The sequence below is a fragment of the Frigoribacterium sp. CFBP 13712 genome (assembly GCF_014842255.1).
Lineage (GTDB): Bacteria > Actinomycetota > Actinomycetes > Actinomycetales > Microbacteriaceae > Frigoribacterium.
In genome coordinates this window covers 70,539-94,171 of record NZ_JACYVH010000003.1, presented here as the reverse complement: position 1 = coordinate 94,171, position 23,633 = coordinate 70,539, and the positions used below count along the sequence as shown (strand labels likewise).

At 70.6% G+C, this 23,633-nt stretch carries 24 protein-coding genes and 4 tRNA genes; 7 read left to right on the top strand and 21 right to left on the bottom strand.

The features are described from left to right. Positions 1-73 precede the first annotated feature (73 nt). The 11 genes from yajC to IFT51_RS06580 form a co-directional block, all read right to left on the bottom strand. The gene (gene yajC / locus IFT51_RS06630; RefSeq protein WP_192060297.1) at positions 74-502 is read right to left on the bottom strand and encodes a preprotein translocase subunit YajC; all 429 of its coding nucleotides are present in this window, start codon (positions 500-502) and stop codon (positions 74-76) included. A 79-nt stretch (positions 503-581) separates the two neighbouring features. Beyond that, positions 582-1,607, bottom strand: a complete 1,026-nt coding sequence (gene ruvB, locus IFT51_RS06625; protein ID WP_192060296.1) for a Holliday junction branch migration DNA helicase RuvB — start codon at positions 1,605-1,607, stop codon at positions 582-584. Continuing rightward, positions 1,604-2,218, bottom strand: coding sequence for a Holliday junction branch migration protein RuvA (ruvA, locus tag IFT51_RS06620; RefSeq protein WP_192060295.1), 615 nt, complete (start codon positions 2,216-2,218; stop codon positions 1,604-1,606). The genes ruvB and ruvA overlap by 4 nt, the downstream gene beginning before the upstream one ends. After that, the gene (gene ruvC / locus IFT51_RS06615) at positions 2,215-2,814 is read right to left on the bottom strand and encodes a crossover junction endodeoxyribonuclease RuvC (RefSeq protein ID WP_192060294.1); all 600 of its coding nucleotides are present in this window, start codon (positions 2,812-2,814) and stop codon (positions 2,215-2,217) included. Before ruvC ends, ruvA begins: the two co-directional genes overlap by 4 nt. Positions 2,815-2,823: 9 nt before the next feature. Then, positions 2,824-3,588 (bottom strand): YebC/PmpR family DNA-binding transcriptional regulator, encoded by a 765-nt coding sequence (locus IFT51_RS06610; RefSeq protein WP_192060293.1) that lies wholly within the window; start codon positions 3,586-3,588, stop codon positions 2,824-2,826. A gap of 37 nt (positions 3,589-3,625) precedes the next feature. Further along, positions 3,626-4,252: a pyridoxal 5'-phosphate synthase glutaminase subunit PdxT gene (gene pdxT, locus IFT51_RS06605; RefSeq protein WP_371740721.1), complete on the bottom strand. Its 627-nt coding sequence runs from the start codon at positions 4,250-4,252 to the stop codon at positions 3,626-3,628. Further along, positions 4,242-5,156 carry a pyridoxal 5'-phosphate synthase lyase subunit PdxS gene (gene pdxS, locus IFT51_RS06600; protein ID WP_192060292.1) on the bottom strand — a complete coding sequence of 305 codons (915 nt, stop codon included), beginning with the start codon at positions 5,154-5,156 and terminating at the stop codon, positions 4,242-4,244. Before pdxS ends, pdxT begins: the two co-directional genes overlap by 11 nt. 23 nt (positions 5,157-5,179) lie before the next feature. Beyond that, positions 5,180-5,758 (bottom strand): HIT domain-containing protein, encoded by a 579-nt coding sequence (locus tag IFT51_RS06595; RefSeq protein ID WP_371740720.1) that lies wholly within the window; start codon positions 5,756-5,758, stop codon positions 5,180-5,182. A gap of 2 nt (positions 5,759-5,760) precedes the next feature. Beyond that, complete coding sequence (gene thrS / locus IFT51_RS06590; protein ID WP_371740741.1) at positions 5,761-7,725, bottom strand: threonine--tRNA ligase; 1,965 nt, start codon at positions 7,723-7,725, stop codon at positions 5,761-5,763. 95 nt (positions 7,726-7,820) lie between these two features. After that, positions 7,821-8,327 (bottom strand): Fe-S cluster assembly sulfur transfer protein SufU, encoded by a 507-nt coding sequence (sufU, locus tag IFT51_RS06585; protein ID WP_192060291.1) that lies wholly within the window; start codon positions 8,325-8,327, stop codon positions 7,821-7,823. Beyond that, positions 8,324-9,589: an aminotransferase class V-fold PLP-dependent enzyme gene (locus IFT51_RS06580; protein ID WP_371740740.1), complete on the bottom strand. Its 1,266-nt coding sequence runs from the start codon at positions 9,587-9,589 to the stop codon at positions 8,324-8,326. The genes sufU and IFT51_RS06580 overlap by 4 nt, the downstream gene beginning before the upstream one ends. Before the next feature lie 290 nt (positions 9,590-9,879). On the opposite strand from IFT51_RS06580, the gene IFT51_RS06575 reads away from it, so the two are divergent. Next, entirely contained in the window at positions 9,880-11,100 is a 1,221-nt protein-coding gene (locus tag IFT51_RS06575; RefSeq protein WP_192060289.1) for a cobalamin-independent methionine synthase II family protein, read from the top strand. Between the two features lie 80 nt (positions 11,101-11,180). On the opposite strand, the gene IFT51_RS06570 is transcribed toward IFT51_RS06575, so the two are convergent. From IFT51_RS06570 to IFT51_RS06555, 4 genes are all read right to left on the bottom strand, one after another. Further along, entirely contained in the window at positions 11,181-11,981 is an 801-nt protein-coding gene (locus IFT51_RS06570) for an amino acid ABC transporter ATP-binding protein (RefSeq protein WP_192060288.1), read from the bottom strand. Next, entirely contained in the window at positions 11,971-12,636 is a 666-nt protein-coding gene (locus tag IFT51_RS06565; protein ID WP_192060287.1) for an ABC transporter permease subunit, read from the bottom strand. The genes IFT51_RS06570 and IFT51_RS06565 overlap by 11 nt, the downstream gene beginning before the upstream one ends. Positions 12,637-12,638: 2 nt before the next feature. Continuing rightward, entirely contained in the window at positions 12,639-13,499 is an 861-nt protein-coding gene (locus IFT51_RS06560; protein WP_371740719.1) for a transporter substrate-binding domain-containing protein, read from the bottom strand. A gap of 158 nt (positions 13,500-13,657) precedes the next feature. Further along, a complete protein-coding gene (locus tag IFT51_RS06555) occupies positions 13,658-14,416 on the bottom strand; it encodes an NRDE family protein (protein ID WP_192060286.1) in 759 nt (252 codons plus the stop codon). 242 nt (positions 14,417-14,658) lie between these two features. On the opposite strand from IFT51_RS06555, the gene coaBC reads away from it, so the two are divergent. Next, entirely contained in the window at positions 14,659-15,912 is a 1,254-nt protein-coding gene (gene coaBC, locus IFT51_RS06550; protein ID WP_192060578.1) for a bifunctional phosphopantothenoylcysteine decarboxylase/phosphopantothenate--cysteine ligase CoaBC, read from the top strand. A gap of 208 nt (positions 15,913-16,120) precedes the next feature. On the opposite strand, the gene IFT51_RS06545 is transcribed toward coaBC, so the two are convergent. The 3 genes from IFT51_RS06545 to IFT51_RS06535 form a co-directional block, all read right to left on the bottom strand. Continuing rightward, positions 16,121-16,192, bottom strand: a tRNA-Val gene (locus IFT51_RS06545). Positions 16,193-16,254: 62 nt separating this feature from the next. Continuing rightward, positions 16,255-16,328, bottom strand: a tRNA-Cys gene (locus IFT51_RS06540). 66 nt (positions 16,329-16,394) lie between these two features. Next, positions 16,395-16,466 (bottom strand) — tRNA-Gly (locus tag IFT51_RS06535). 174 nt (positions 16,467-16,640) lie between these two features. On the opposite strand from IFT51_RS06535, the gene IFT51_RS06530 reads away from it, so the two are divergent. Continuing rightward, positions 16,641-16,716 (top strand) — tRNA-Val (locus IFT51_RS06530). A gap of 180 nt (positions 16,717-16,896) precedes the next feature. On the opposite strand, the gene IFT51_RS06525 is transcribed toward IFT51_RS06530, so the two are convergent. Beyond that, positions 16,897-18,180 (bottom strand): ammonium transporter, encoded by a 1,284-nt coding sequence (locus IFT51_RS06525; protein ID WP_192060285.1) that lies wholly within the window; start codon positions 18,178-18,180, stop codon positions 16,897-16,899. A 234-nt stretch (positions 18,181-18,414) separates the two neighbouring features. Continuing rightward, the gene (gene zapE / locus IFT51_RS06520; protein WP_192060284.1) at positions 18,415-19,431 is read right to left on the bottom strand and encodes a cell division protein ZapE; all 1,017 of its coding nucleotides are present in this window, start codon (positions 19,429-19,431) and stop codon (positions 18,415-18,417) included. A gap of 223 nt (positions 19,432-19,654) precedes the next feature. Between zapE and IFT51_RS06515 the strand changes: the two genes are divergently transcribed. Genes IFT51_RS06515 through IFT51_RS06505 form a run of 3 tightly spaced genes read left to right on the top strand, consistent with a single transcriptional unit; the run spans position 19,655 to position 21,749 of the window. Further along, the gene (locus IFT51_RS06515) at positions 19,655-20,554 is read left to right on the top strand and encodes a sulfurtransferase (protein WP_192060283.1); all 900 of its coding nucleotides are present in this window, start codon (positions 19,655-19,657) and stop codon (positions 20,552-20,554) included. Next, complete coding sequence (locus IFT51_RS06510; protein WP_243215059.1) at positions 20,551-20,994, top strand: SufE family protein; 444 nt, start codon at positions 20,551-20,553, stop codon at positions 20,992-20,994. The genes IFT51_RS06515 and IFT51_RS06510 overlap by 4 nt, the downstream gene beginning before the upstream one ends. After that, the gene (locus tag IFT51_RS06505) at positions 20,991-21,749 is read left to right on the top strand and encodes a dihydrofolate reductase family protein (RefSeq protein ID WP_192060281.1); all 759 of its coding nucleotides are present in this window, start codon (positions 20,991-20,993) and stop codon (positions 21,747-21,749) included. The genes IFT51_RS06510 and IFT51_RS06505 overlap by 4 nt, the downstream gene beginning before the upstream one ends. Here the strand turns inward: IFT51_RS06505 and IFT51_RS06500 are convergent. Next, positions 21,670-22,908: an alpha/beta hydrolase family protein gene (locus IFT51_RS06500; protein WP_371740718.1), complete on the bottom strand. Its 1,239-nt coding sequence runs from the start codon at positions 22,906-22,908 to the stop codon at positions 21,670-21,672. The genes IFT51_RS06505 and IFT51_RS06500 overlap by 80 nt on opposite strands. Positions 22,909-23,029: 121 nt before the next feature. On the opposite strand from IFT51_RS06500, the gene IFT51_RS06495 reads away from it, so the two are divergent. Beyond that, complete coding sequence (locus IFT51_RS06495; protein ID WP_192060280.1) at positions 23,030-23,626, top strand: DUF3000 domain-containing protein; 597 nt, start codon at positions 23,030-23,032, stop codon at positions 23,624-23,626. Positions 23,627-23,633 lie beyond the last annotated feature (7 nt).

Genomic DNA, 23,633 nt, shown 5'->3' with positions numbered 1-23,633 from the left:
TCATGGGAACGCGCGCCCGGTCGGAGCGCGCGCGTGTCGGGCCCGGTCGTCAGGACACGACCGGGCGGACGGATCAGGCAGTGGGCTTGTCGGAGTCTTTCGACGGGGTCGTGTCGATGCGCGGCTCGTCGGCACGCTCGCCGTATGTGGGCGACTCGTCGAGGGAGCCCGTGGAGGTCGAGTCGATCACGGGGCGGTCGAGGGCGTCGTCGCCGTCGGTCTCGCTGCTCGTCTCGACGACGACGGGCTCGACGACGCGGCCCAGGGTCTGACGGTGCACCTTGACGATCGTGCCGGGTGCGACCTCGACCTCGGCGACGTTGGTCTCGTCGTCGATCGAGACGACCGTGCCGTAGAGCCCGAACGTGAGCATGACCTCGACGCCGGGGACCATCTTGCGCTGGAGGTCGGCCTGCTGATTGTCCCGCTTCTTCTTGTTGCGGAACATGAAGAAGACGAGGACCACCAGGAGGAGGACCATGATCAGGGTTGTGGCGTCCATGCGGAACTGCCTTTCGAAGCTCGTGGGGTGTGGGCGTCGGCGACCCGGTTAGCTCTGTGCGCCGACCGACCTGGTGGAATTATAGATCATCGGCGAAGAGGCCCCCTGAGTCGCGGGCGAGGCCGAAGTGCCGCCAGGCCTCCGGCGTCGCGATCCGGCCCCTCGGGGTCCGCGTGACGAGACCCGCCCGGACGAGGAACGGCTCGACCACCGACTCGATGGTGTCGGCCTCCTCGCCGACGGAGACCGCGAGGGTGTTCAGCCCGACGGGACCTCCGCCGAAGCGCTTCAGGATCGTCGACAGCACCTCGCGGTCGAGTCGGTCGAGACCCAGGTCGTCGACGTCGTAGAGAGCCAGAGCCTCGCGCACCGTCGCGAGGTCGGCGGGTCGCTCGTGCACGAGCGCGTAGTCGCGGACCCGTCGGAGGAGGCGGTTGGCGATTCGAGGGGTGCCTCGGCAGCGGCCGGCGATCTCGGCCAGAGCCCGGGCGTCGACGTCGACGCCGAGCAGCGACGCGGCCCGGCGCAGCACCTCGGTGAGCTCGGCCTCGTCGTAGAACTCGAGATGGGCCGTGAAACCGAAGCGGTCGCGGAGGGGATTCGGGAGCATGCCGCTCCGGGTGGTCGCCCCGACGAGGGTGAAGGGCGACAGCTCGAGGGGGATGCTCGTGGCCCCTGCTCCCTTGCCGACCATGATGTCGATCCGGTAATCCTCCATGGCGAGGTAGAGCATCTCCTCCGCCGAACGGGCCATGCGGTGGATCTCGTCGATGAAGAGCACCTCGCCCGGGACGAGCGCCGAGAGGATGGCGGCGAGGTCCCCGGCGTGCTGGATGGCCGGACCGGACGACATGCGGAGCGGTCGGGAGCTCTCATGGGCGACGATCATCGCGAGCGTCGTCTTGCCGAGACCGGGCGGGCCGGCCAGGAGGATGTGGTCCGGAGACCGGTTCTGCATCTCGGCCGCTCGGAGGAGCAGCTGCAGCTGTCCTCTGACCTTCGTCTGGCCGACGAACTCGGCGAGAGACGACGGGCGGAGGGCCCCCTCGAAGGCGAGCTCCGTCTCGGACTCGATGGTCGGTCGGGTGACGTCGTCGTCGCTCATGCGCGCGACGCCGGGGACTTCTGCGGACCCAGTCGACCGAGCGCCGCACGCAGCAGCTGCGGCACGGCGAGCCCGGAGTCCTGACCGGTCTCGGTCACGACGGCGTCGATGGCCGCCTGAGCCTCGCGCTCGGCCCAGCCGAGACCGACGAGGGCCACGAGCACATCGGACGCCGTGGTCGAGGCCGCGGTGACGCTCGGGGCGGACGGCGCGACGTCGAGCTTGCCTGCCAGCGAGAGCACGATGAGCTTCGCGGTCTTGGGGCCGATGCCGGAGACCCGACGGAACGCGGCGTCGTCCTCGTCGAGGACGGCCTGCGCGATCTGGTTCGGGGTGAGGGTCGCGAGGACACCCTGGGCGGACTTGGGGCCGACGCCCGTCACGCCACGCAGGAGGTCGAACACCTCGAGCTCTTCCAGCTCGAGGAATCCGAACAGCGAGAGATCGTCTTCTCGGACGATGAGCGTGGTGAAGAGGCGCGCCGTGTCGCCGGGGTGGACGGTCAGAGCGACCTGAGGGGTGACACCCACCCGGAGGCCCACTCCCCCGACCTCGACGACGACGGACGCCCCGGAAGCAGACAGGACGGTGCCGCGGACACTCGAGATCATGCGCCCAGCCTAGGAGTTCGCAGGGTCTTCTCGGCGTCCCGCCACGCCCGTTGCGCGGGAGTGAGCGTGCTGGCGCCGGCGGGCGCGGTCGCGGTGCCGCCCGCCCCGCCGCCCAAACCGTCGCGACGCCAGGCATGGCAGATGGCCAGAGCCAGGGCGTCGGCTGCATCGGCGGGCTTCGGCGCCTCGGTCAACCCCAGGAGGCGCGCGACCATCGCCCCCACCTGGGCCTTGTCGGCCGAACCGTAGCCCGTCACCGCAGCCTTCACCTCGGAAGGGGTGTGGAGCGCGACCGGGATCGAGCGCTCGGCGGCAGCCCGGAGAGCCAGGCCGCTGACCTGAGCGGTGCCCATCACCGTGCGCAGGTTGTTCTGCGCGAAGACGCGCTCGATCGCCATCGCGTCGGGCCGGTGCTCGTCGACGAGCGCTTCGATGCCCCGGCCGATGGTCAGCAGTCGCTGCTCGAGGGGAGAGTCGGCAGCCGATCGGATGACGTGCACCGCCACCAGGGAAGGCCGCCGGGTCGCCGACACCTCGATCACACCCACGCCGCACCGGGTGAGCCCCGGGTCGATGCCGAGCACCCGGAGCGTCACCGGGGGCTGCTACTCGTCGTCGTCGTCAAGCGCCGACTGGACGTCGGCGGGGACATCGTGGTTCGCGTAGACGTTCTGGACGTCGTCGTCGTCGTCGAGGGCGTCGATGAGCCGGAAGACCTTGCGTGCCGTCTCGAGGTCGACCTCGATCTTGAGACCGGGGACGAACTCGATGTCGGCCGAGTCGTAGTCGATGCCGGCCTCTTGCAATGCGGAGCGGGCCGGCACGAGATCGGAGGCCTCCGTGACGATCTCGAAGCCCTCGCCGCGGTCCGTGACCTCTTCGGCGCCGGCATCGAGGACCGCCGTCAGCACGTCGTCCTCGGTGAGGTCGCCGTTCTTCATGACCGCGATGACGCCCTTTCGGCTGAAGTTGTAGGCGACGCTGCCCGGGTCGGCCATCGTTCCGCCGTTGCGGGACATCACGGTCCGCACGTTCGCCGCTGCACGATTCTTGTTGTCGGTGAGGCACTCGATCAGGAGGGCGACGCCGTTCGGGCCGTAGCCCTCGTACATGATCGTCTGGTAGTCGACGCTCTCACCGCTGAGACCGGCACCGCGCTTGATCGCCCTGTCGATGTTGTCGTTCGGGACGGAGGTCTTCTTCGCCTTCTGCACGGCGTCGACCAGCGTCGGGTTGCCCGACATGTCGGCCCCGCCCTGCTTGGCTGCGACCTCGATGTTCTTGATGAGCTTGGCGAACGACTTGGCACGGCGGCTGTCGATGACGGCCTTCTTGTGCTTGGTCGTTGCCCACTTGGAATGCCCGGACACGGTGCTCCTTCAACTGCTGGCGGAAATCGGGACGAGTCTACCGCGATGCCCGGGCACGGGCCTTGTCGAGGAAGTACGCGTGGAACCGGTAGTCGTCGGTCACCTCGGGGTGGAACGAGGTGCCGAGCAGGTTGCCCTGCTCGACGGCGACGACACGGCCGTCGTCGAGGACGCCGATCGCCGTGGCCAGCGGCCCGACCTCGGTGACCACCGGGGCCCGGATGAAGACGGCGTGCACGGGCGGCGCCCCGATGACGGGGACGTCGACATCGGTCTCGAAGGAGTCGGTCTGACTGCCGAACGCGTTGCGCCGGACGGCGACGTCGAGACCGCCGAGGCTCTTCTGCCCGGCGATGCCGTCCACGATGCGGTCGGAGAGCATGATGAGCCCGGCGCAGGTGCCGTACACCGGCAGGCCGTCATCGATCGCGGCGCGGAGAGGGCCGGCGAGATCGAACAGGCGGGTCAGTTTATCCATCACGCCCGACTCGCCCCCGGGAATCACGAGACCGTCGACGGATGCCAGCTCGGATGCCCGGCGAACCGGCACCGCTTCTGCGCCGAGTGACGTCAGGACGCCGATGTGCTCACGGAAATCGCCCTGGAGCGCCAGGACACCGACGCGAGGTGACCGCCGACCCACCTGCGTGCTGTTACCAGCCACGCTCGGCGAGACGGTGGGGCGCCGGCAGGTCGGGCACGTTGATGCCGACCATGGCCTCGCCCAGACCGCGCGACGCGTCGGCCACGACCTGCGGGTCGTCGAAGAAGGTGGTCGCCTTGACGATGGCCCGGGCACGCTCGGCCGGGTTGCCCGACTTGAAGATGCCGGAGCCCACGAAGACGCCGTCGGCGCCGAGCTGCATCATCAGCGCGGCGTCGGCGGGCGTCGCGACCCCGCCCGCGGTGAAGAGAACGACCGGCAGCTTGCCCGTCTCCGCGATCTCCTTGACGAGCTCGTAGGGGGCCTGGAGCTCTTTCGCGGCGACGTAGAGCTCGTCGGTCTTGAGGCCCTGCAGCTGCGCGATCTCCTTCGAGATGGTGCGGATGTGCTTGGTGGCCTCGGAGACGTCGCCCGTGCCGGCCTCGCCCTTGGAGCGGATCATGGCCGCACCCTCGGTGATGCGGCGGAGCGCCTCGCCGAGATTGGTCGCTCCGCACACGAACGGCACGGTGAAGTTCCACTTGTCGATGTGGTTGACGTAGTCGGCGGGGCTCAGCACCTCGGACTCGTCGATGTAGTCGACACCGAGGGTCTGCAGGATCTGAGCCTCGACGAAGTGGCCGATGCGGGCCTTGGCCATGACGGGGATCGAGACGGCTGCGACGATCTCGTCGATCATGTCGGGGTCGCTCATCCGCGCCACGCCGCCCTGCGAGCGGATGTCGGCGGGGACGCGCTCGAGGGCCATGACGGCGACGGCCCCCGCGTCTTCGGCGATCTTGGCCTGCTCGACGTTGACGACGTCCATGATGACGCCGCCCTTGAGCATCTCGGCGAGACCGCGCTTGACGCGGTCCGAACCGGTTGTGGCGGACGAGGTGGAGGCGGGGGTCGTGTCGCTCATGATGCCTTCCATTCTAGGGCTGTTCAGGACTCTCGGGTCGTCGACGGGTCCGACGCCCGATCGGTCGCGGGCCAGGCCTCGGCGACGGCGGCGCGGACGTCGCCCAGAAGTCGGGTGACAGCCTTGGTCTCGGCGATGATCGGGAAGAAGTTCGAGTCGCCGCCGTACCGCGGCACGATGTGCTGGTGGAGGTGCTCGGCGATGCCCGCTCCCCCGACCTGGCCCTGGTTCATCCCGATGTTGAACCCCTGGGCACGCGATACGACGGTGAGCACCCGCATCGCGATCTGCGTGAGGGCGGCGATCTCGGTCACCTCGTCGACGGTCGCCAGGTCGTAGGTCGCGACGTGGCGATACGGGCACACCAGGAGGTGCCCCGGGTTGTAGGGGAAGAGGTTGAGCACGACGTACGCGTGCTCACCCCGCGCGACGATGAGCGCGTCGTCGTCGGACTTCGACGGCGCCTCGCAGAACGGGCAGTCGTCGTGCGCGCCCTGCCCCTGCCCGACGTAGACCGCACGGTGCGGGGTCCACAGACGTTGGAAGGCGTCGGGAACGGCGGCGAAGTCGCCCGAGGCCTCGGTGGCCGCAGGATCGGACACGGTCAGACCTGGGCCTTGGTCTGGATCGCCGTGAGGATCTTCGCGATCGCGTCGTCGATCGGGACGCCGTTCTCCTGCGTTCCGTCGCGGTAACGGAAGCTCACGGCGCCCGCGGCGCGGTCCTCTTCTCCGGCGATCAGCTGGTACGGCACCTTGGACTTCGTGTGCGTGCGGATCTTCTTCGGGAACCGGTCGTCGCCGTGGTCGACCCGGGCGCGGACGCCCTCGGCTCGGAGACGCGCGACCACGCCGTCGAGGTACTCGCCGTACTCGTCGGCCACGGGCACGGCGACGACCTGCTCGGGCGAGAGCCAGACGGGGAACGCACCGGCGTAGTGCTCGGTCAGCACACCGAAGAAGCGCTCGATCGTGCCGAAGAGGGCGCGGTGGATCATGACCGGGCGCTGGCGCGTGCCGTCCGCCGCCGCGTACTCGAGGTCGAAGCGCTCGGGCAGGTTGAAGTCGAGCTGGACGGTCGACATCTGCCAGGTGCGCCCGATGGCGTCGCGTGCCTGGACGGAGATCTTGGGCCCGTAGAACGCGGCCCCGCCGGGGTCGGGCACGAGGTCGAGACCGGACTCCTCCGCGACCTCGCGGAGGGTCGCCGTCGCGGTCTCCCAGATGTCGTCGTCGCCGACGTACTTCTCCGGGTCTTTGGTCGAGAGCTCGAGGTAGAAGTCGGTCAGGCCGTAGTCGCGGAGCAGCGAGAGCACGAAGTTCAGCGTGCCGGTCAGCTCGTCTTTCATCTTGTCGCGGGTCGTGAAGATGTGCGCGTCGTCCTGGGTCATGCCCCGGACCCTGGTCAGCCCGTGGATGACGCCGGACTTCTCGTTGCGGTACACCGTGCCGAACTCGAACAGGCGGAGCGGCAGGTCGCGGTACGACCGGGGCTGCGACCGGTAGGCGAGGATGTGCATCGGGCAGTTCATGGGCTTGAGGTAGTAGTCGGCGCCCTGACGGGTGATCTCGCCCTCGTCGTTCCGGGCCTCGTCGAGCTTCATGGCCGGGAACATGCCGTCCTTGTACCAGCCCAGGTGACCCGAGGTCTCGAACAGGCTCGCCTTGGTGATGTGCGGCGTGTAGACGAAGTCGTACCCGGCGGCCTCGTGACGTCGCCTGGAGTAGTCCTCCATCTCGCGACGGATGATGCCGCCCTTCGGGTGGAAGATCGCGAGACCGGAGCCGATCTCGTCGGGGAACGAGAACAGGTCGAGTTCGACGCCGAGCTTGCGGTGGTCGCGCTTCGCGGCCTCCTCTAGTCGCGACTGGTACGCGCGCAGCTCGTCTTTGGTGGGCCAGGCGGTGCCGTAGATGCGCTGCAGCTGCGGGTTCTTCTCGGAGCCCCGCCAGTAGGCCGCCGCCACCCGCATCAGCTTCGTGGCATTGCCGAGGAGGCGCGTGCTCGGCAGGTGGGGACCGCGGCAGAGGTCGTACCAGATCACGTCGCCGGTCTTGGGGTCGACGTTGTCGTAGACGGTGAGCTCGGCGCCACCGACCTCGACGGACTCGCCGTCGTCGCCGATCTCGTCGCTCGACCCGCCCTTGAGGCCGATCAGCTCGAGCTTGAACGGCTCGGCCGCCAGCAGCTCGCGGGCCTCGGCGTCGGTGACGACCCGGCGACGGAAGCGCTGGCCCTGCTTGATGATGCGCTCCATGCCCTTCTCGATCGCCTTGAGGTCGTCGGGGGTGAAGGGCTCGGCCACGTCGAAGTCGTAGTAGAAGCCGTCGGTGACGGGCGGGCCGATGCCGAGCTTGGCCGACGGGTTGATCGCCTGGACGGCCTGCGCCATGACGTGCGCGGCCGAGTGCCGGAGGATGGCGAGCCCGTCGTTCGACCCGATCAGGACCGGCTCGGCGACGTCGCCCGCGTGGAGCTCGGTCGCCAGATCGCGCAGCTCGCCGTCGACCCGCAGGGCCACCACCGAGCGGTCCGTGAAGATCTCGAAGCCCGTCGTCGTCTCGGACACCTCGACGGGCTGCAGGTCGGTCGAGGCGGGGGCGGCGGGGACGGTCTGATCTGTCACGGTCGTGAGGTTCCTTAAGTGGGAGGGACCACGCCAGTTTAGACGGGCGCGGAGCCGGGATCGATCGTGCCCCGCGCCTCCTCGGCCCTCCCGGTCGGGACGACCGCGAGCTCGGTCGCGCACGCCTCGGCGGCCACCCAGGCGAGCATCCCGCATTTGACGCGCATGACGAACTTCGAGACGCCGTGGAACGCGACCGCGTCGCCGAGCACCTCGTCGTCGGGCTCGCCCGCCCCGCGGGAGCGCATCATCGAGCGGTACTCGTCGATCAGCAGCCGCAGCTCGGGCAGGGTGCGGCCGGGGGCCAGCTCGCTGAGGACCGAGGCGGACGCCATCGAGATGGAGCAGCCGGCGCCCTGCCAGGCGAACCCGTCGATGCGCCCGGTGGCCTCGTCGACCGAGAGCCGGACGGTGATCTCGTCGCCGCAGGTGGGGTTCCGCTCGAAGTGCTCGGCCTGCGCGCCGAGCAGCTCGCCGTCGCCGTGCCGTCGCTTCGCGTGATCGAGGATGACCTGCTGGTAGAGGGAGTCGAGGGAGGCGCTCATCGCTCGGACCCCTCGACCCCGAAGTACGCCCGGACTCCGGCGACGCCGTCGAGGAGGCGGTCCACCTCGGCCTCGGTGCTGAACAGGTACGTGCTGGCGCGGGTGGTCGCGGCGACGCCGAGGCGCCGGTGCAGCGGCTGCGCGCAGTGGTGCCCCACGCGGACCGCGATGCCCGAGGCGTCGAGGTACTGCCCGACGTCGTGCGCGTGCACCCCGTCGACGACGAATGACGCCAGACCGGAGCGGGCCACGCCCGCGGGCGGTCCGACGACGCGGACGCCGGGGACGGCGGCGAGACCCGCGACGAGTCGCTCGGCGAGCGTCTCTTCGTGCACGCGGATGCGATCGAGACCGACGGCCTCGAGGTAACGGACGGCTTCGGCCAGCGCCACGGCCTGCGACACCGGCTGGGTGCCCGCCTCGAAGCGCTGCGGCGAGGGCAGGTACTCGGAGCCCTCGAGCGTCACGGTGGTGATCATCGATCCGCCCGTCTTGAACGGCGGCAGCGCGTCGAGCAGCTCGGCCCGCCCGTAGAGGACGCCGATCCCGGTCGGACCGAGCATCTTGTGCCCCGAGAAGGCGGCGAAGTCGACCCCCAGGGCCGGGAGGTCGAGCGGTCGGTGCGGCGCCGACTGACAGGCGTCGAGCACGACGAGGGCGTCGACGGCGTGCGCGGCCTCGACGAGGCGCTCGACCTCGGCGATCTGCCCGGTGACGTTCGACACGTGCGCGAACGCCACGATCCGGGTGCGGTCGCCGAGCAGCGCGATCAGGTCGTCGGCCGACCAGACGCCGTCGTCGTCGACGGGGACGAACCGGAGCACGGCGCCGGTCGTCGCCGCGAGCTCCTGCCAGGGCACCAGGTTCGCGTGGTGCTCGGCCTCGGTGAGCACGATCTCGTCGCCGGGACGGAGGGCGAACCGGCGGGCCGGTGCTCCCCCGCGACCGTGCGTCGCGTTCGCGAAGCCGTAGGCGACGAGGTTCAGGGCGTCGGTCGCGTTCGCCGTCCAGACGATCTCGTCGACGGAGGCGCCGACGAACCCGGCGACGGTGGCCCGGGCGTCTTCGAAGGCCTCGGTCGCGAGACCGGCCAGGGTGTGCGCGCCGCGGTGCACGGCCGAGTTGATCGTCTCGAGGAACACCCGCTCCGCGTCGAGCACGCTCGACGGTCGCTGCGCCGTGGCCCCCGAGTCGAGGTAGGCGAGCGGCTCGTCGTTCACCGTCTGGTCGAGCAGCGGGAAGTCGGCACGGAGACGCTGCACCTCGGACTCGGAGAGCCCCGAAGCGAAGGAGGCGCGGGTCGCGTCGACAGCGCCGATCGCGTCGGCAGCGCCGGTCGAGTCGGATGGGCCGGTCACGTCGGACGGGCTGGGCCTTGCGGAGATCTGGGTCACGGTGTCCTTTCCCGTCGATCCTATTGATCGTCGCCGACGGTACGACGACCCAACGGCCCGGCCGCCCCGCGTGTTCCCACCACTCCGGCGCATGACGCCGTGTGACGCGCGCCGCGGAGGGGGTGGCGCCGGGTCCGCAGCCCGGCCAGCATGAGGGCATGAGCCCTGACCGCATCGAGACCAGTCACGCCGGCAGTCTGCCGCGCACCCCCGAACTCATCGCCGCCAACGACGCCCGTGCCCTCGGGCCCGACGGCTTCACGCTCGAACGGACCCCCGAGTTCGACGAACTGCTGACCGCGGCCGTCGCCGACCTCGTCCGCCGGCAGGAGGATCTCGGCATCACGATCGTCGGAGACGGCGAGTACGGCAAGGCCATGACGAGCGCCGTCGACTACGGCGCCTGGTGGTCGTACTCGTTCCAGCGGGTCGGCGGGCTGTCGCTGACCGGCTCGGACATCTTCAGCCAGCAGCCGGTGCGCTCGGGCCCCGGCGACGTGCGCCTGACGTCGTTCCCCGACCGGCGCGACTGGCAGAGGTTCCACGACGCGTACACCGACCCGACGTCGGGCATCGGCACGGGCTCGGGGGCGACGCCCTTCCCCAGCACGACCGGGCCGCTGACCTACGTCGGACAGAGCGCCATCGCCTCCGACATCGCCAACCTCACGACCGGCGTCGCGGCCGGCCACGCCACGTCGGCCTTCATCACCTCGCTGTCGCCGGGCAGCGGAGCACGCATCGCGAACGACTTCTACGCCACCGAGGAGGAGCACATCTGGGCCTGGGCCGAGGTGCTGCGGGAGGAGTACCTCGCCATCACCGGCGCGGGCCTCGTCGTGCAGATCGACGACCCCTCGATCGCGGAGAACTGGGACCAGATCAACCCCGAGCCGAGCATCGACGACTACCGGGCGTTCACCCGCATCCGGGTCGAGGCGCTGAATCACGCCCTCCGCGGCATCCCGCCCGAGCTGGTTCGATTCCACCTCTGCTGGGGCTCCTGGCACGGCCCGCACACCACGGACATCGAGTTCCGGCACATCGTCGACCTCATGCTCGAGATCGACGCGGGCTCGTACTCGTTCGAGGCCGCGAACGTGCGCCACGAGCACGAGTGGAAGATCTGGCGCGACGTCGAGCTGCCCGCCGGCAAGACGATCGCCCCCGGGGTCGTGAGTCACGCGACCAACGTCGTCGAGCATCCCGAGCTCGTCGCCGACCGCATCGAGGCGTTCGCGTCGACGGTCGGCCCCGACCGGGTCGTCGCCTCGACGGACTGCGGTCTCGGCGGACGCATCCACCCGCAGATCGCCGTGGCGAAGCTCGCGGCCCTCGGGGAGGGCGCCCGCATCGCGTCGCACCGTCTGTTCGGCTGAGGCCGCTCGACCGGAACGACCCGCGCCTCCTGCGGTCACAGGGCCGAGGAGGCGCGGGTCGTCGTAACCGGGCGGTCGCCTCAGTCGTCGAGCGGCTTCAGCACGCGCCGGAGGAACTGCTGCGTGCGGGCCTCGCGCGGGCGGCTCAGCACGTCGGCCGGGCGTCCGCGCTCGACGACCACGCCGGCGTCCATGAAGACGAGCTCGTCGGCGACGCGCCGGGCGAACTCGAGCTCGTGCGTGACGACGATCATCGTCCAGCCGTCGTCGGCCAGCTCCTTGACGACGGTCAGGACGTCACCGACCAGCTCGGGGTCGAGGGCCGAGGTGGGCTCGTCGAAGAGCAGCAGCTCGGGGCGGAGCGCCAGGGCGCGGACGATGCCCACGCGCTGCTGCTGCCCGCCGGACAGCTCGGCGGGGTAGGCGTCGGCCTTCTCGGCGAGGCCCACCCGGGCGAGGAGCGTTCCGGCCTCGGCCCGCGCCTCCTCCTGGTCGCGCTTCTGCACGCGCACCGGACCCTCGACGACGTTCTGCAGCACGGTCAGGTGCGGGAACAGGTTGAAGTGCTGGAAGACCATCGACGAGCGGTCGCGGAGGGCCGTGAGGTCTCGCTTGCCGACCTTGGCGCCGAAGTCGATCGATCGGCCGTCGGAGAGGGTCACCGTGCCGGCGTCGGGGACCTCGAGGCTGTTCAGCGACCGCAGGACGGTCGTCTTGCCCGAGCCGGAGGGCCCGATGATGGCGACGACCCGACCACGACGGACGTCGAGGTCGATGCCGCGGAGGACCTCGTTCTCGCCGAAGCTCTTGCGCAGACCACGGACGGTCAGGACGGTCGCATCGGCGCCCGATGCCGGAGGCGGGGTGACGTCAGCGGGCAACGTGGCGGTCCAATCTCTTCTCGAGGGCGTCCTGTCCGAACGACAGGATGAGGCAGATGACCCAGTAGACCAGGGCTGCCTCGAGGTAGATCAGGAGGAACTCGTTCGAGACCGAAGCGATCTGCTGCGCCTGACGGAACAGCTCGACGACGAGGATGACGCTCGCGAGCGAGGTGTCCTTGACGAGGCTGATGAACGTGTTCGACAGCGGCGGCACCGACACCCGGGCCGCCTGCGGCAGGATGATCCGCCGGAGCGCCAGCCCCCGCGACATGCCGATCGTGTGCGCGGCCTCCCACTGGCCCTTCGGCACCGAGAGGATGGCCGCGCGGATGACCTCTGCGGCGTACCCGCCCACGTTCAACGAGAACGCGATGATGGCGCTGGGCCACGGGTCGAGTCGGATGCCGAGCGACGGCAGACCGTAGAAGACGACGAACAGCTGGACCAGCAGCGGGGTTCCGCGGATGACCGAGGTGTAGAACCGGGCGACGCCGGCCAGCCAGATCCGCCCCGACAGTCGCATCAACGCGATCACGATGGCGATCACGAGGCCCAGGGCCATCGAGATCAGCGCCAGCGGGATCGACGCCACGAGCGCTCCCGACACGATCGGCCAGAGCGACCGCGCGAAGAGGTCGAGGGTGGACTGCACGACTACTCGCTGACGTCCTGGCCGAAGTACTGGTCGGAGATCTCCGCGAGAGTGCCGTCGGCCTTCAGCTCGGCGAGGGCGTCGTCGATGGCCGCGACGAGGTCGTCGCTGCCCTTGGTGGTGACCAGCGCCGAGTTCGAGACGTCGTCGGTCGTCGCCGCGATCTTGATCGCGGCCGCCTTGTCGGGGTTCGTCTTGACGTAGTCGAGGAACGTCAGCTCGTCGTTCACCGTCGCGTCGATGCGGCCCTGCTCGAGCAGGGCGACCGACTGGGCCCAGCCCTCGACGACCTGCACGTCGGCGCCGGCGTCCTTGGCCGTCGTGTAGAAGTTGCTCGACTGCGACTGCGCGGTGGTCTTGCCCTCGAGGTCGGCCAGCGAGGTGATGTCGGTGTTGTCGGCGGCCGTGATGACCGCACCGCGACTCACCGTGTACGGCGTCGAGAAGTCGAAGCCGGCCTCACGCTCGTCGGTGATCGAGATCTGGTTGGCGACGATGTCGAACCGCCCCGCGTCGAGCCCGGCCAGCAGGGCGTCGAACTGGGTCTCCTCGAAGGTCGGAGTCAGGTCGAGCTTCTCGGCGACGGCCGTGGCGACGTCGACGTCGTAGCCCGTGAGCGCCCCGGAGCCGCCCTCGTGGTAGGTGAAGGGCTGGTACGTGCCCTCGGTGCCGATGACGAGCTCGCCGGACTCCTGGATGTCGTCGAGGCTCTTCGCCGCGCTCGTGTCGGCGGTCGCATCGCCGGTCTGCGTGACGACGCCGTCGGTCGAGGCGGGGGCGCAGGCCGTCAGCGCGAGGGCTGCAGCGGCGACGACGCCGGCGACGGAGAGGCGACGGACGGAGCGGGGGGCGGTGATCTTCACGGGGTTCCTTTGCGGAGACTCGGGGTCGGACGAGCCACCCGACCCTAACGCCGACGGCGGCGGTGGGATTCCCGATGTCCTTTCGTGACCTCGGGACGGCTGCGATCGGACTCTCCGGGCGGGACCGGTGGTGGGCCCGGTGGTGAGCTCGGGGGGGGTCAGCGGCGGGCCAGCGCCTCGGTCACCGACGGGGCGCCGTCGAGCCGGATGTGCCGGTGGGCGACGCTCGTCGCCGAGACCGCGACGGCACTCAGCGACAGGGACGAGAAGAGCTTCCCGTCGACCAGGTCGGAGCGGATGAGCGCGTCGTCGTCGTCCGCCGCGAGGGCGCTGCTCTCGCGGATCAGATCGAGCCACGGAGCCCAGTCGCCCTCGCCGCCGGCGTCGGCAGCGGCGGCCGATGCGAGAGGCCCTGAAGGAGGCGCGACGTCGCGGAACCGGGGCAGCCAGCGATCGACGCGGGGCACGCTCCGATCGTCGGGTGCGGCGTGGGTCAGCATGTGGACGCCGGGGTCGAGACGGATGGACCGGGTGGCCGAGCCGTCCCAGATGGAGTGGGTCGCGCCTCCTCGGTCCGCGGTCAGCAGGTTGAAGGTCCGCGTCCGTTGCGGTCCGACGGGCAGGGCGCCGTCGGCCGCGGCCCGCAGAGGGAGGGAACCCCGCGTGGCCCAGCCGCCCTCGGGCGCGGGCGGCTCCTCGTGGCGGTTCAGCACGACGCTCGCCCGGCTCGGCCGCGTGGCGACGGCCAGCCAGGCGCCCCCGGCCTCACGGTCGTGCACGCCCGTGACCCGGTCGCCGAGCTCGGGCCACCAGGCGCCGGGCTCGTCCCACGGGCGGTCGGGGGATTCGTCGCGCAGCCCGAAGAACACCACGGGCCAGTCGGAGTCGGGTGCGATCGAGACGACGACGGTGCACATGAGGGTCCTCCGGGTGGGTGTCTCGCGTGGGGTCGCCGTGCGGCGACGCGCACGGCGATCAGACGGGCGGCCACGAGATGCGGCATCGTGGGAGTGCAACGCTACCGACCGGGGCCCCGGGTCGGCCGACCGTCCGCACCGATCGACAGGGCACTCCCGTGACGCACGACCCCTCCCCGCACTCCCCCGCCGACCCGACCGACTCGACCGTCGCGACCGACTCGACCGGATCGTCGCGGCGGCTGAACGTCGTGGTCGGCATCTCCGGCGGGATCGCGGCGTACAAGGCCGTCGGCGTCGTCCGCGGGCTCGTGCTGCAGGGTCACGACGTGCACGTCGTGCCGACCGAGGCGGCCCTGCGATTCGTCGGCGCACCGACCCTCGAGGCGATCAGCCGCAACCCCGTGCGCACCTCGGTCTTCGACGACGTGGCGCAGGTGCGGCACGTCGCGCTCGGGCAGCAGGCCGACCTGATCGTCGTCGCCCCCGCCACGGCTCACACCCTCGCCAAGATCGCGCACGGTCTCTCGGACGACCTGCTCGGCACGACGATCCTCGCCAGCACCGCGCCGCTCGTCGTCGCCCCCGCGATGCACACCGAGATGTGGCGCAACGCGGCGACCGTCGCCAACATCGAGCTGCTGCGCGCACGCGGGGTGACGGTGGTCGGACCCGCCGACGGACCGCTCACCGGCGGCGATTCGGGGCCGGGTCGACTGAGCGAGCCGGACGAGATCGTCGCGGCGGCCCTCGCGGTGGCGACCCGCGCCTCCTCGGCTGATCCGTCGGGAGCCGAGGAGGCGCGGGTCGCCGACCTCGCCGGCGTCCGCCTGGTCGTGTCGGCAGGCGGCACCCGCGAACCCCTCGACCCGGTGCGGTTCATCGGAAACCGCTCGACAGGCAAGCAGGGTGCGGCCATCGCCCTCGCCGCGGCTCGACGAGGCGCCGACGTGACCGTCGTCGCTGCCGAGTTGGACGGGGCCGTGCTGCAGTCGCTGGCCGCAGCACCGACGATCCGCGTCGTCCCGGTCTCGTCCGCGCTCGAGCTGGAGACCGCCATGGGCGCCGAGGCGGCCGCGCACGACGTCGTCGTGATGACCGCCGCGGTGGCCGACTACCGGCCGGCCGAGGTCGCCCCCGGCAAGATCAAGAAGGACGACACCGGCGACGAGATGACCGTGCGACTCGTCCGGAACCCCGACGTGCTCGCGGGTCTCGTCGCCGCTCGCCGCGACGGTCAGGTCGTGGTGGGGTTCGCCGCCGAGACGACGGAGGACCGCGACGAGCTCGTGGCGCTGGGTCGGACGAAGCAGCTGCGGAAGGGCGCCGACCTGCTCGTGCTGAACTCGGTGGGATGGACGACCGGCTTCGGCGCCGACGACACCTCGGTGATCGTCATCGACCGTGAGGGTGCGGAGGTCGCCGAGGCCCGCGGGTCGAAGCGGGAGGTCGCCGACGCCCTGCTCGACGCGGTGGCGGAGCGCCTGGTCGGGTAGTGCGTGACGGCGAGGCGTGGGGAGATCGGCGCCGAGTCCGGGCGAGTGCGGCCGAGACGGTCGTCGCGAGCCGCCCGCTTCGACCGGACACGCCCGCATGGGCGGCCTGCGCAGGGACAGCCCGATGGGCCGCCGCGCGGACAGCCCGACGGGCCGACCACACCCGGACATGACGAAAGCCCCGGCGGATGCCGGGGCTTTCGGTGTGTGAGCGATACTGGGATCGAACCAGCGACCTCTTCCGTGTCAGGGAAGCGCGCTACCGCTGCGCCAATCGCTCAAAACTGTGTTCACATCTGTTGCGGATTACTGCATCGAGTGTAGACCTGGGTCTGCATCGATTGGAGGTGGAGACGGGATTTGAACCCGCGTGAACGGCTTTGCAGGCCGGTGCCTCGCCTCTCGGCCACTCCACCATACGAGCAGCCCCCCAGAAGGAGGCCACCAGTCGGTGGACCACCCTCTGGTGAGCTTGACACTCGAGCGGATGACGAGATTCGAACTCGCGACCCTCACCTTGGCAAGGTGATGCGCTACCACTGCGCCACATCCGCATTTCGCTTTGCATTTCTGCGTGCAAAAGAACAATACCCACACCCCGGACCAGATACCAAATCGAGTCACCCTCGTGTCTTGCTGGGGCCCATCCGGCCGCACCGCGCCTCCTTCGGGGCCGTGTCGAATGGCGCTCCGGCACCCGTATGCACTAGCATCGACGAGTCCCGCAGGGGCGATTGGCGCAGTTGGTAGCGCGCTTCCTTCACACGGAAGAGGTCATCGGTTCGAGTCCGGTATCGCCCACCAGGCAGACGAGTGCAGGGCCCCGCAGATGCGGGGCCCTGTTCTCGTTCCGGTCGCTTCGACCCGGCTCGAGTGCGGTGCACGGGCGTGTCCGCACAGACGAGCGAGCTGGGGGACGCGGAACGGCCCCGGTCGTCTGACCGGGGCCGTCCTCGTGGTGCGTGTGGTGCTGGTGGGGTGCGCCTACTGGCGCGAGTTCTCGAGGACGTAGCCCTCTTCGCCGTGGATGGCGAGGTCGATGCCGGCCACCTCGTCCTCGTTCTTGACGCGGAACCCGATGGTCTTCTCGATGACGAAGCCGATCAGGTAGGCGAGAACGAACGAGTAGACCATGACGGCCAGGGCCGAGACGGCCTGGATGCCCAGCTGGTCGAGCGAACCCGAGAAGATCAGACCGCTGCCGTTGGCGAAGAAGCCGAGGTAGAGGGTTCCGATCAGACCGCCGACGAGGTGGATGCCGACGACGTCGAGCGAGTCGTCGAAGCCGAGCTTGAACTTGAGGTCGATCGCGAGGGCGCAGACCGCACCGGCGACGACGCCGAGCACCATGGCCCAGAACGGCGTGAGCGCGGCGCAGGCGGGGGTGATCGCGACGAGACCGGCTACGGCACCCGAGGCGGCGCCGATGGAGGTCGCCTTGCCGTCCTTGATCTTCTCGACGACGAGCCAGCCGAGGATGGCTGCCGCCGGCGCGGCGATCGTGTTCAGGAAGGCGAGGGCGGCAACGCCGTCGGCCGCGAGCTCGGAGCCCGCGTTGAAGCCGAACCAGCCGAACCAGAGCAGACCGGCGCCCAGCAGCACGAAGGGCGGGTTGTGCGGCTTGTCGGCGCCCTTGGCGAATCCGACCCGCTTGCCGAGCACGAGGGCCAGGGCGAGGGCCGCGGCTCCCGCGTTGATGTGGACCGCCGTGCCGCCCGCGAAGTCGATCACGCCCATGCTGGCGATCCAGCCGCCGTCGACCACCGAGCCGTCCTCACCGAGCGTGAAGTTGAAGACCCAGCTGGCGACCGGGAAGTAGACGATGGTGACCCAGACCCCGGCGAAGATCATCCAGGCGCCGAACTTGGCGCGGTCGGCGATGGCACCCGAGATGAGGGCGACCGTGATGATCGCGAAGGTCGCCTGGAACGCCGCGAACGCGATGGTCGGGTAGGCGCCGGCCGGGTCCAGGCTGTCGACGAACAGCGAGTTCAGGCTGAACATCGAGGGGTCGAAGCCGAAGACGCCGTCCCAGCCGATGTAGGTGTCGGTGCCGGCGGGCCCCTCGGGTCCGTTCGAGAAGGCGATCGAGTAGCCGAACAGGACCCAGAGGACGGCGATGAGGCCCATGGCCCCGAAGCTCAGCATCATCATGCTGATGACGCTCTTGGCCTTGACCAGGCCGCCGTAGAAGAACGCCAGGCCGGGGGTCATGAGCAGCACTAGTGCTGCTGTGATCAGCATGAAGGCGGTATTGCCTTGATCCATCTGTGAGTCACCTCTCGATTCGGGAGCCAGGGGCAACGGTCGGCCGCCCGACCGTGAGGGTTCACGGGCTGCGGGGGCGGGACCGGGGTGCGGCTCTCAGTGTCGTGGGGTGAGGTTTCGTTGCGTGTGCACCGATGTTTCGGGAATGTAACGCGATTCGGGCGCGTGTAAACAACGTGTTTCACACCGGCCCGAAACGACCGCTCAGGGGCTGTGGAGGCGATCGGGCCGACGTCAGAGGGACGTCAGCGCCACCAGCCGCGAGACGGCCCGCAGGTACTTCTTGCGGTACCCGCCGGCCAGCATCTCCTCGCCGAAGACCGAGTCGAGGGGGGTGCCGGAGGCGACCACGCGCACCTGACCGTCGTACAGCCGGTCGACGAAGGCGACGAAGCGCAGAGCGTCGGTCTGACTCGTGAGCGGCGAGACGTCGCGGAGCCCGACGGCCTCGAGCCCGGCGACGAGCTTGACGTACCGGCTCGGGTGGACCGTCGACAGGTGGGCCACGACCGCGCCGAAGTCGTCGACGGAGACCGGCCCGGTCACGGTGGCGAGCGCGGCGTCGACGTCGTCGGTCACGGAGGCGGACGCCTCGACCTCGCGGCGCCGGTAGTCGTCGCCGTCGATCCGCAGCGTGCGGAACCGGTCGGCGAGCCCCTGGATCTCGCGCAGGAAGTCCGCGGCGGCGAAGCGCCCCTCGCCCAGGGCGTTCGGCGGCGTGTTCGAGGTCGCGGCGATCCGGGTGCCGTCGTCGGCGAGATCGCCGAGCAGACGCGTCATCATCATCGTGTCGCCCGGGTCGTCGAGCTCGAACTCGTCGATGCAGACGAGCGACGCGCCCTTCAGCTGGGCAGCCGCACCGGCGTAGCCGACCGCCCCGACCAGCGCCGTGTACTCGATGAACGTGCCGAAGTAGCGGCGTCCGCCGCTGCGGTTGAAGAGCGCGGCGAGCAGATGCGTCTTGCCGACGCCGAACCCGCCGTCGAGATAGAGGCCGGGCAGCACGGCCGGAGCCTCGGCGCGCCTCCTGAACAGGCCTCGTCGGGCGCCGCCCGCGGGTGCCGCGTCGAACGAGCGCACGGCCTCGACGGCCTCGTGCTGCGAGGGGAACGCGTCGTCGGGGCGGTAGTTCTCGAGCGACGCGTCGACGAACTGCCGAGGAGGCACGAGCGCGGTGACGATCTCGGCACCCGTGATCGAGGGGGTGCGGTCGACCAGCGAGACGACGCTGGCGGTGGGATCGGGTGACATCGGGGCGGCCTCACGGTCGATCGGGCACGGAGCGCGGTGGCGCCCGGCGTCCGCCGAGCGATGTGTGGAAGAGTCTCTGGAGTCCCTGTGCGAGGCCAAAGCGCGGTGCGTAGCCTCGACGGGGTCGTACTGCCCCTGAGTTTAGTGCTCACCGGCAACCCGAACATCAGCCGCTCACGCGGCGCTCCGCAGCAGGCGGAGACACACACCCGGAGGTAAGTCCATGGTCGTCGAGCACGACACGTCCGCCCGTTTCAGCGACTACGCGCACCCCGAACGCCTGGTGAGCACCGACTGGCTGGCGCAGCACCTCGGCTCCCCCGGTCTCGTCGTCGTCGAGTCCGACGAGGACGTCCTGCTCTACGAGACGGGCCACATCCCGGGCGCCGTCAAGATCGACTGGCACCTCGACCTCAACGACCCCGTCCGCCGCGACTACATCGACGGCGAGGGATTCGCCCGGCTGATGTCGTCGAAGGGCATCGGACGCGACACGACGATCGTCGTCTACGGCGACAAGAACAACTGGTGGGCCGCCTACGCGCTCTGGGTGTTCTCGCTGTTCGGTCACGACGACGTGCGGCTGCTCGACGGCGGCCGCGCCGCCTGGGAGGCCGAGGGACGCGAGTACACGACGGACTCCCCCGAGCCCGAGACGAGCGACTACCCGGTCGTGGAGCGCGACGACACGGTCATCCGCGCCTACAAGGACGACGTGCTCGAGCACCTCGGCAAGCCCCTGATCGACGTCCGTTCCCCCGAGGAGTACTCGGGCGAGCGGACCACCGCCCCCGCCTACCCCGACGAGGGAGCCCTCCGCGCCGGGCACATCCCCTCGGCCGCGAACGTCCCCTGGGGCAAGGCCGCGGCGGAGGACGGGCGGTTCCGTCCCGTCGCCGAGCTCGACGCCATCTACCGCGACGGCGCCGGCCTCGAGACCGGCGACGAGGTCGTCGCCTACTGCCGCATCGGCGAGCGGTCGAGCCACACCTGGTTCGTGCTGCACCACCTGATGGGCTTCGAGAACGTCCGCAACTACGACGGCTCGTGGACCGAATGGGGCAGCGCCGTCCGTGTGCCCATCGTGCAGGGCAGCGAACCCGGAGAGGTCCCCGCCCGGTGACCGGGACGACGCTGCCCGCCGCGCTCGTCGAGATCCGCGAGGAGTTCACGGCGCTGGAGGTGCGCGACCGCCTGCAGCTGCTGCTCGAGTTCTCGAACGAACTGCCCGACCTGCCGGCCCGCTTCGCCGACCACCCCGACCTGCTCGAACGGGTGGTGGAGTGCCAGAGCCCCGTCTACCTCTTCGTCGAGGTCGTCGACGGTCGCGTCCACCTGCACGCCACCGCCCCGCGGGAGGCCCCGACGACCCGCGGCTTCGCCTCGATCCTCGCTCAGGGTCTCGACGGCCTGACCGTCGACGAGGTGCTCGACGCCGTGCCCGACGACTACCCGCAGACGATCGGCCTGACCGAGGCCGTCAGCCCGCTGCGCATCCGGGGCATGACCGCCCTCCTCGCGCGCGCCAAGCGTCAGATCCGCGACAGGATCGCCACCGCGTGACCCTGCGCGTGCTGCACACGACCGGGCGTCCCCTCGAGACCGGTCTCGAGCTCGACATCGAGCACGAGGCGACGCCCGGTCGCCTGCGCGACCTGTACGCGCCTCCGGCCGCGACCTGGACCCGCCTCAACCTCATCACCGCGGTCAGCGGCGACGCCGCCGGGTCGGACGGCACCTCCGAGACGCTCAGCAATCCGACGGACCGCACCATCCTCGCGGCGATCCGAGCGGTCGCCGACGGGGTCGTCGTCGGGGCGGCCAGCGTCCGTGCCGAAGGCTACCGGGTGCCCAAGACCTCCCGGCTCGTCGTCGTGACGTCTTCGGGCGACCTCTCCGGGCACCGGATGGACCCTGAGGCCGCCGAGCGTGTCGTCGTCGTCTGCCCCGAGGCCGCGGTGGCGGAGGTCCGGCGCACGCTCGGCGGCGAGGTCGCCCGCGCCGCGACCGTCCTGACCTGCGCCGACGAGTCCCGCCGCCTCGAGCCCGCCGCGGTGCTCGACCGGCTGCACGCCCACGGCCTGCTGTCGCTCGTCTGCGAGGGCGGGCCGTCGCTCGCGGGGCAGTTCCTGCACGACGGACTGGTCGACGAGCTCTGCCTCTCCACCTCGCCGATCGTGATCGGCAGCGGTCTGCCGGTCTTCGGACGCGAGCGCTTCGACCCGTCGCGTCTGACGCTCAGTCAGCTGCTGATGGACGAGCAGAGCGCGCTGTACGCCCGCTGGCTCGTGGAAGACGGCCCAGCCACCCGTCGATGACCCCCTCGAAGCGCTGCGGGTCGAAGTTGTAGAGCTTCGTGTGGCGAGCGGTGCGGAACACCTCGAGACGCACGAGATCGGGTCGTGCATCCGCGAGGGCGTGCGACGCCGTCGACGGGACGAACCCGTCGTCGTCGCTGTGCAGCAGCAGGACGGGCACGTCGAGGGCGTCGGCGCCGGCCACCAGGTCGAGTCGATCGAGATCGATCGGGCCGCGCCGCCCGCTCAGACGCGAGAGCGCGGGAGACATCAGGAGGCGCAGCACGAGATCCTGGACGACCCGCGGCACGTGCATGGCCGCCCCTTGGAATCGGAGGGTGGTGCGCCAGTCGACGACCGGTGACTCGAGCACGACGCCCGACACCCGACCGGCCAGCGTCGACCGCGTGGCCGCCTGCAGCACGAGCGCCCCGCCCATCGACCAGCCCATCAGCACCAGCGACGTCGCCCCGTGCAGCAGGGCGTAGGCCATCGCCGACTCGACGTCCGCCCACTCGTCGTCGCCCAGGGCGTAGCGGCCATCAAGCGATCGGGGCGCGTCGCCGTCGTTCCGGTACGAGACGAGCAACGACGTGTAGCCGTGCCGGCGGAACACGGGCACCGACCGGATCGTCTCGGCGCGGGTGACGCCGCGACCGTGCACGCCGATCATCCAGGGGCCCGGTTCCCCGCCCTCGGCCGGCACCAGCCAGGCGGGGGCCGGGCCGACCTCGGTGTCGACCCGCACCTCCTCGGCTTCGAGACCGGCCTCGCCGGGGTCCGACCACAGCCAGCCGCCGATGCGCCCCGAACGGGCCCCGTCGAGCGAGCCGGCGGTCGCCTGCTCGACCCGCCGGACGACGACCCGCCCGTCGTCGCTCAGCACCTCGCCCAGACGCGCATGACCACGACCGCCGTCGAACCAGAGGCTGTAGCGGCCCGGGAGGCGCGTGTCGGCCGTCGAGGTCAGGCTCACGGTCGACGAGGCGGCATCGTGACCGACGATGCGCAGGTCGTCGCGGCGCCGGCGCTCGGGCGTGACGATCTTGCGCATCACGGCCACGACGCCCCCGCCGATGGCGACGAGAGAGAGCGTGACGGACGAACCGACCACGATCGCGGTGACGGCCAGGGCGGCCCTCGATCCCCCGGCGGGTGGACGGGACGCTCTGCTGGTCACGACGGACTCCGGACACTCGACGCGGGCACGGGGCGACCGGCGCGGACGGCCGACGCCCGTCGTGCAGCCCGACGCGGCGTGCCGTCTGCCTGACGGTCTGCTCGGAGCCTAGTCTGCACACGTGTCCGACAATCCCTCGACGCCGTCGCCTGCGCCCGCGTTCCTCGACGCCGTCGACGCGGTGCGTCGAGCAGCCACCCGCGACGACCTCGCCGTGACCGAGATCCCCGCACCCGGCGGCATCGCTCCGAACTCGCTGGCTCTCGCCGGCGACGTGGTCGGGGCGAACGGCCGGGCCGACTCCGACCTCGGCACCGGACGCTTCACCCTCCTCCACGACGCGTCCGAACCGGAGGCCTGGGGCGGGCCCTTCCGGGTCGTCTGCTTCGCCCAGGCTCCCCTCGAGACCGACCTCGCCCTCGACCCCTTCGTCGCCGACGTCGCCTGGTCGTGGCTGGTCGACTCGCTCGACGCCCGCGGCGCCGCCTACGATTCGGCCTCGGGCACTGCCACGAAGCTGCTCTCGACCGGCTACGGCGAGCTGGCCCGTCACGGCGACGGCGCCCTGCTCGAGCTGCGCGCCTCGTGGAGCCCCACCAGCACCGACCTCGGCCCCCACATCGAGGCCTGGGGCGAACTGATCTGCACGCTCGCGGGCCTCCCGCCGACCGTCGAGGGCGTCACCCTCCTCGCGTCGCGGCGTGTCGGTCGGGACTGAACCAGAA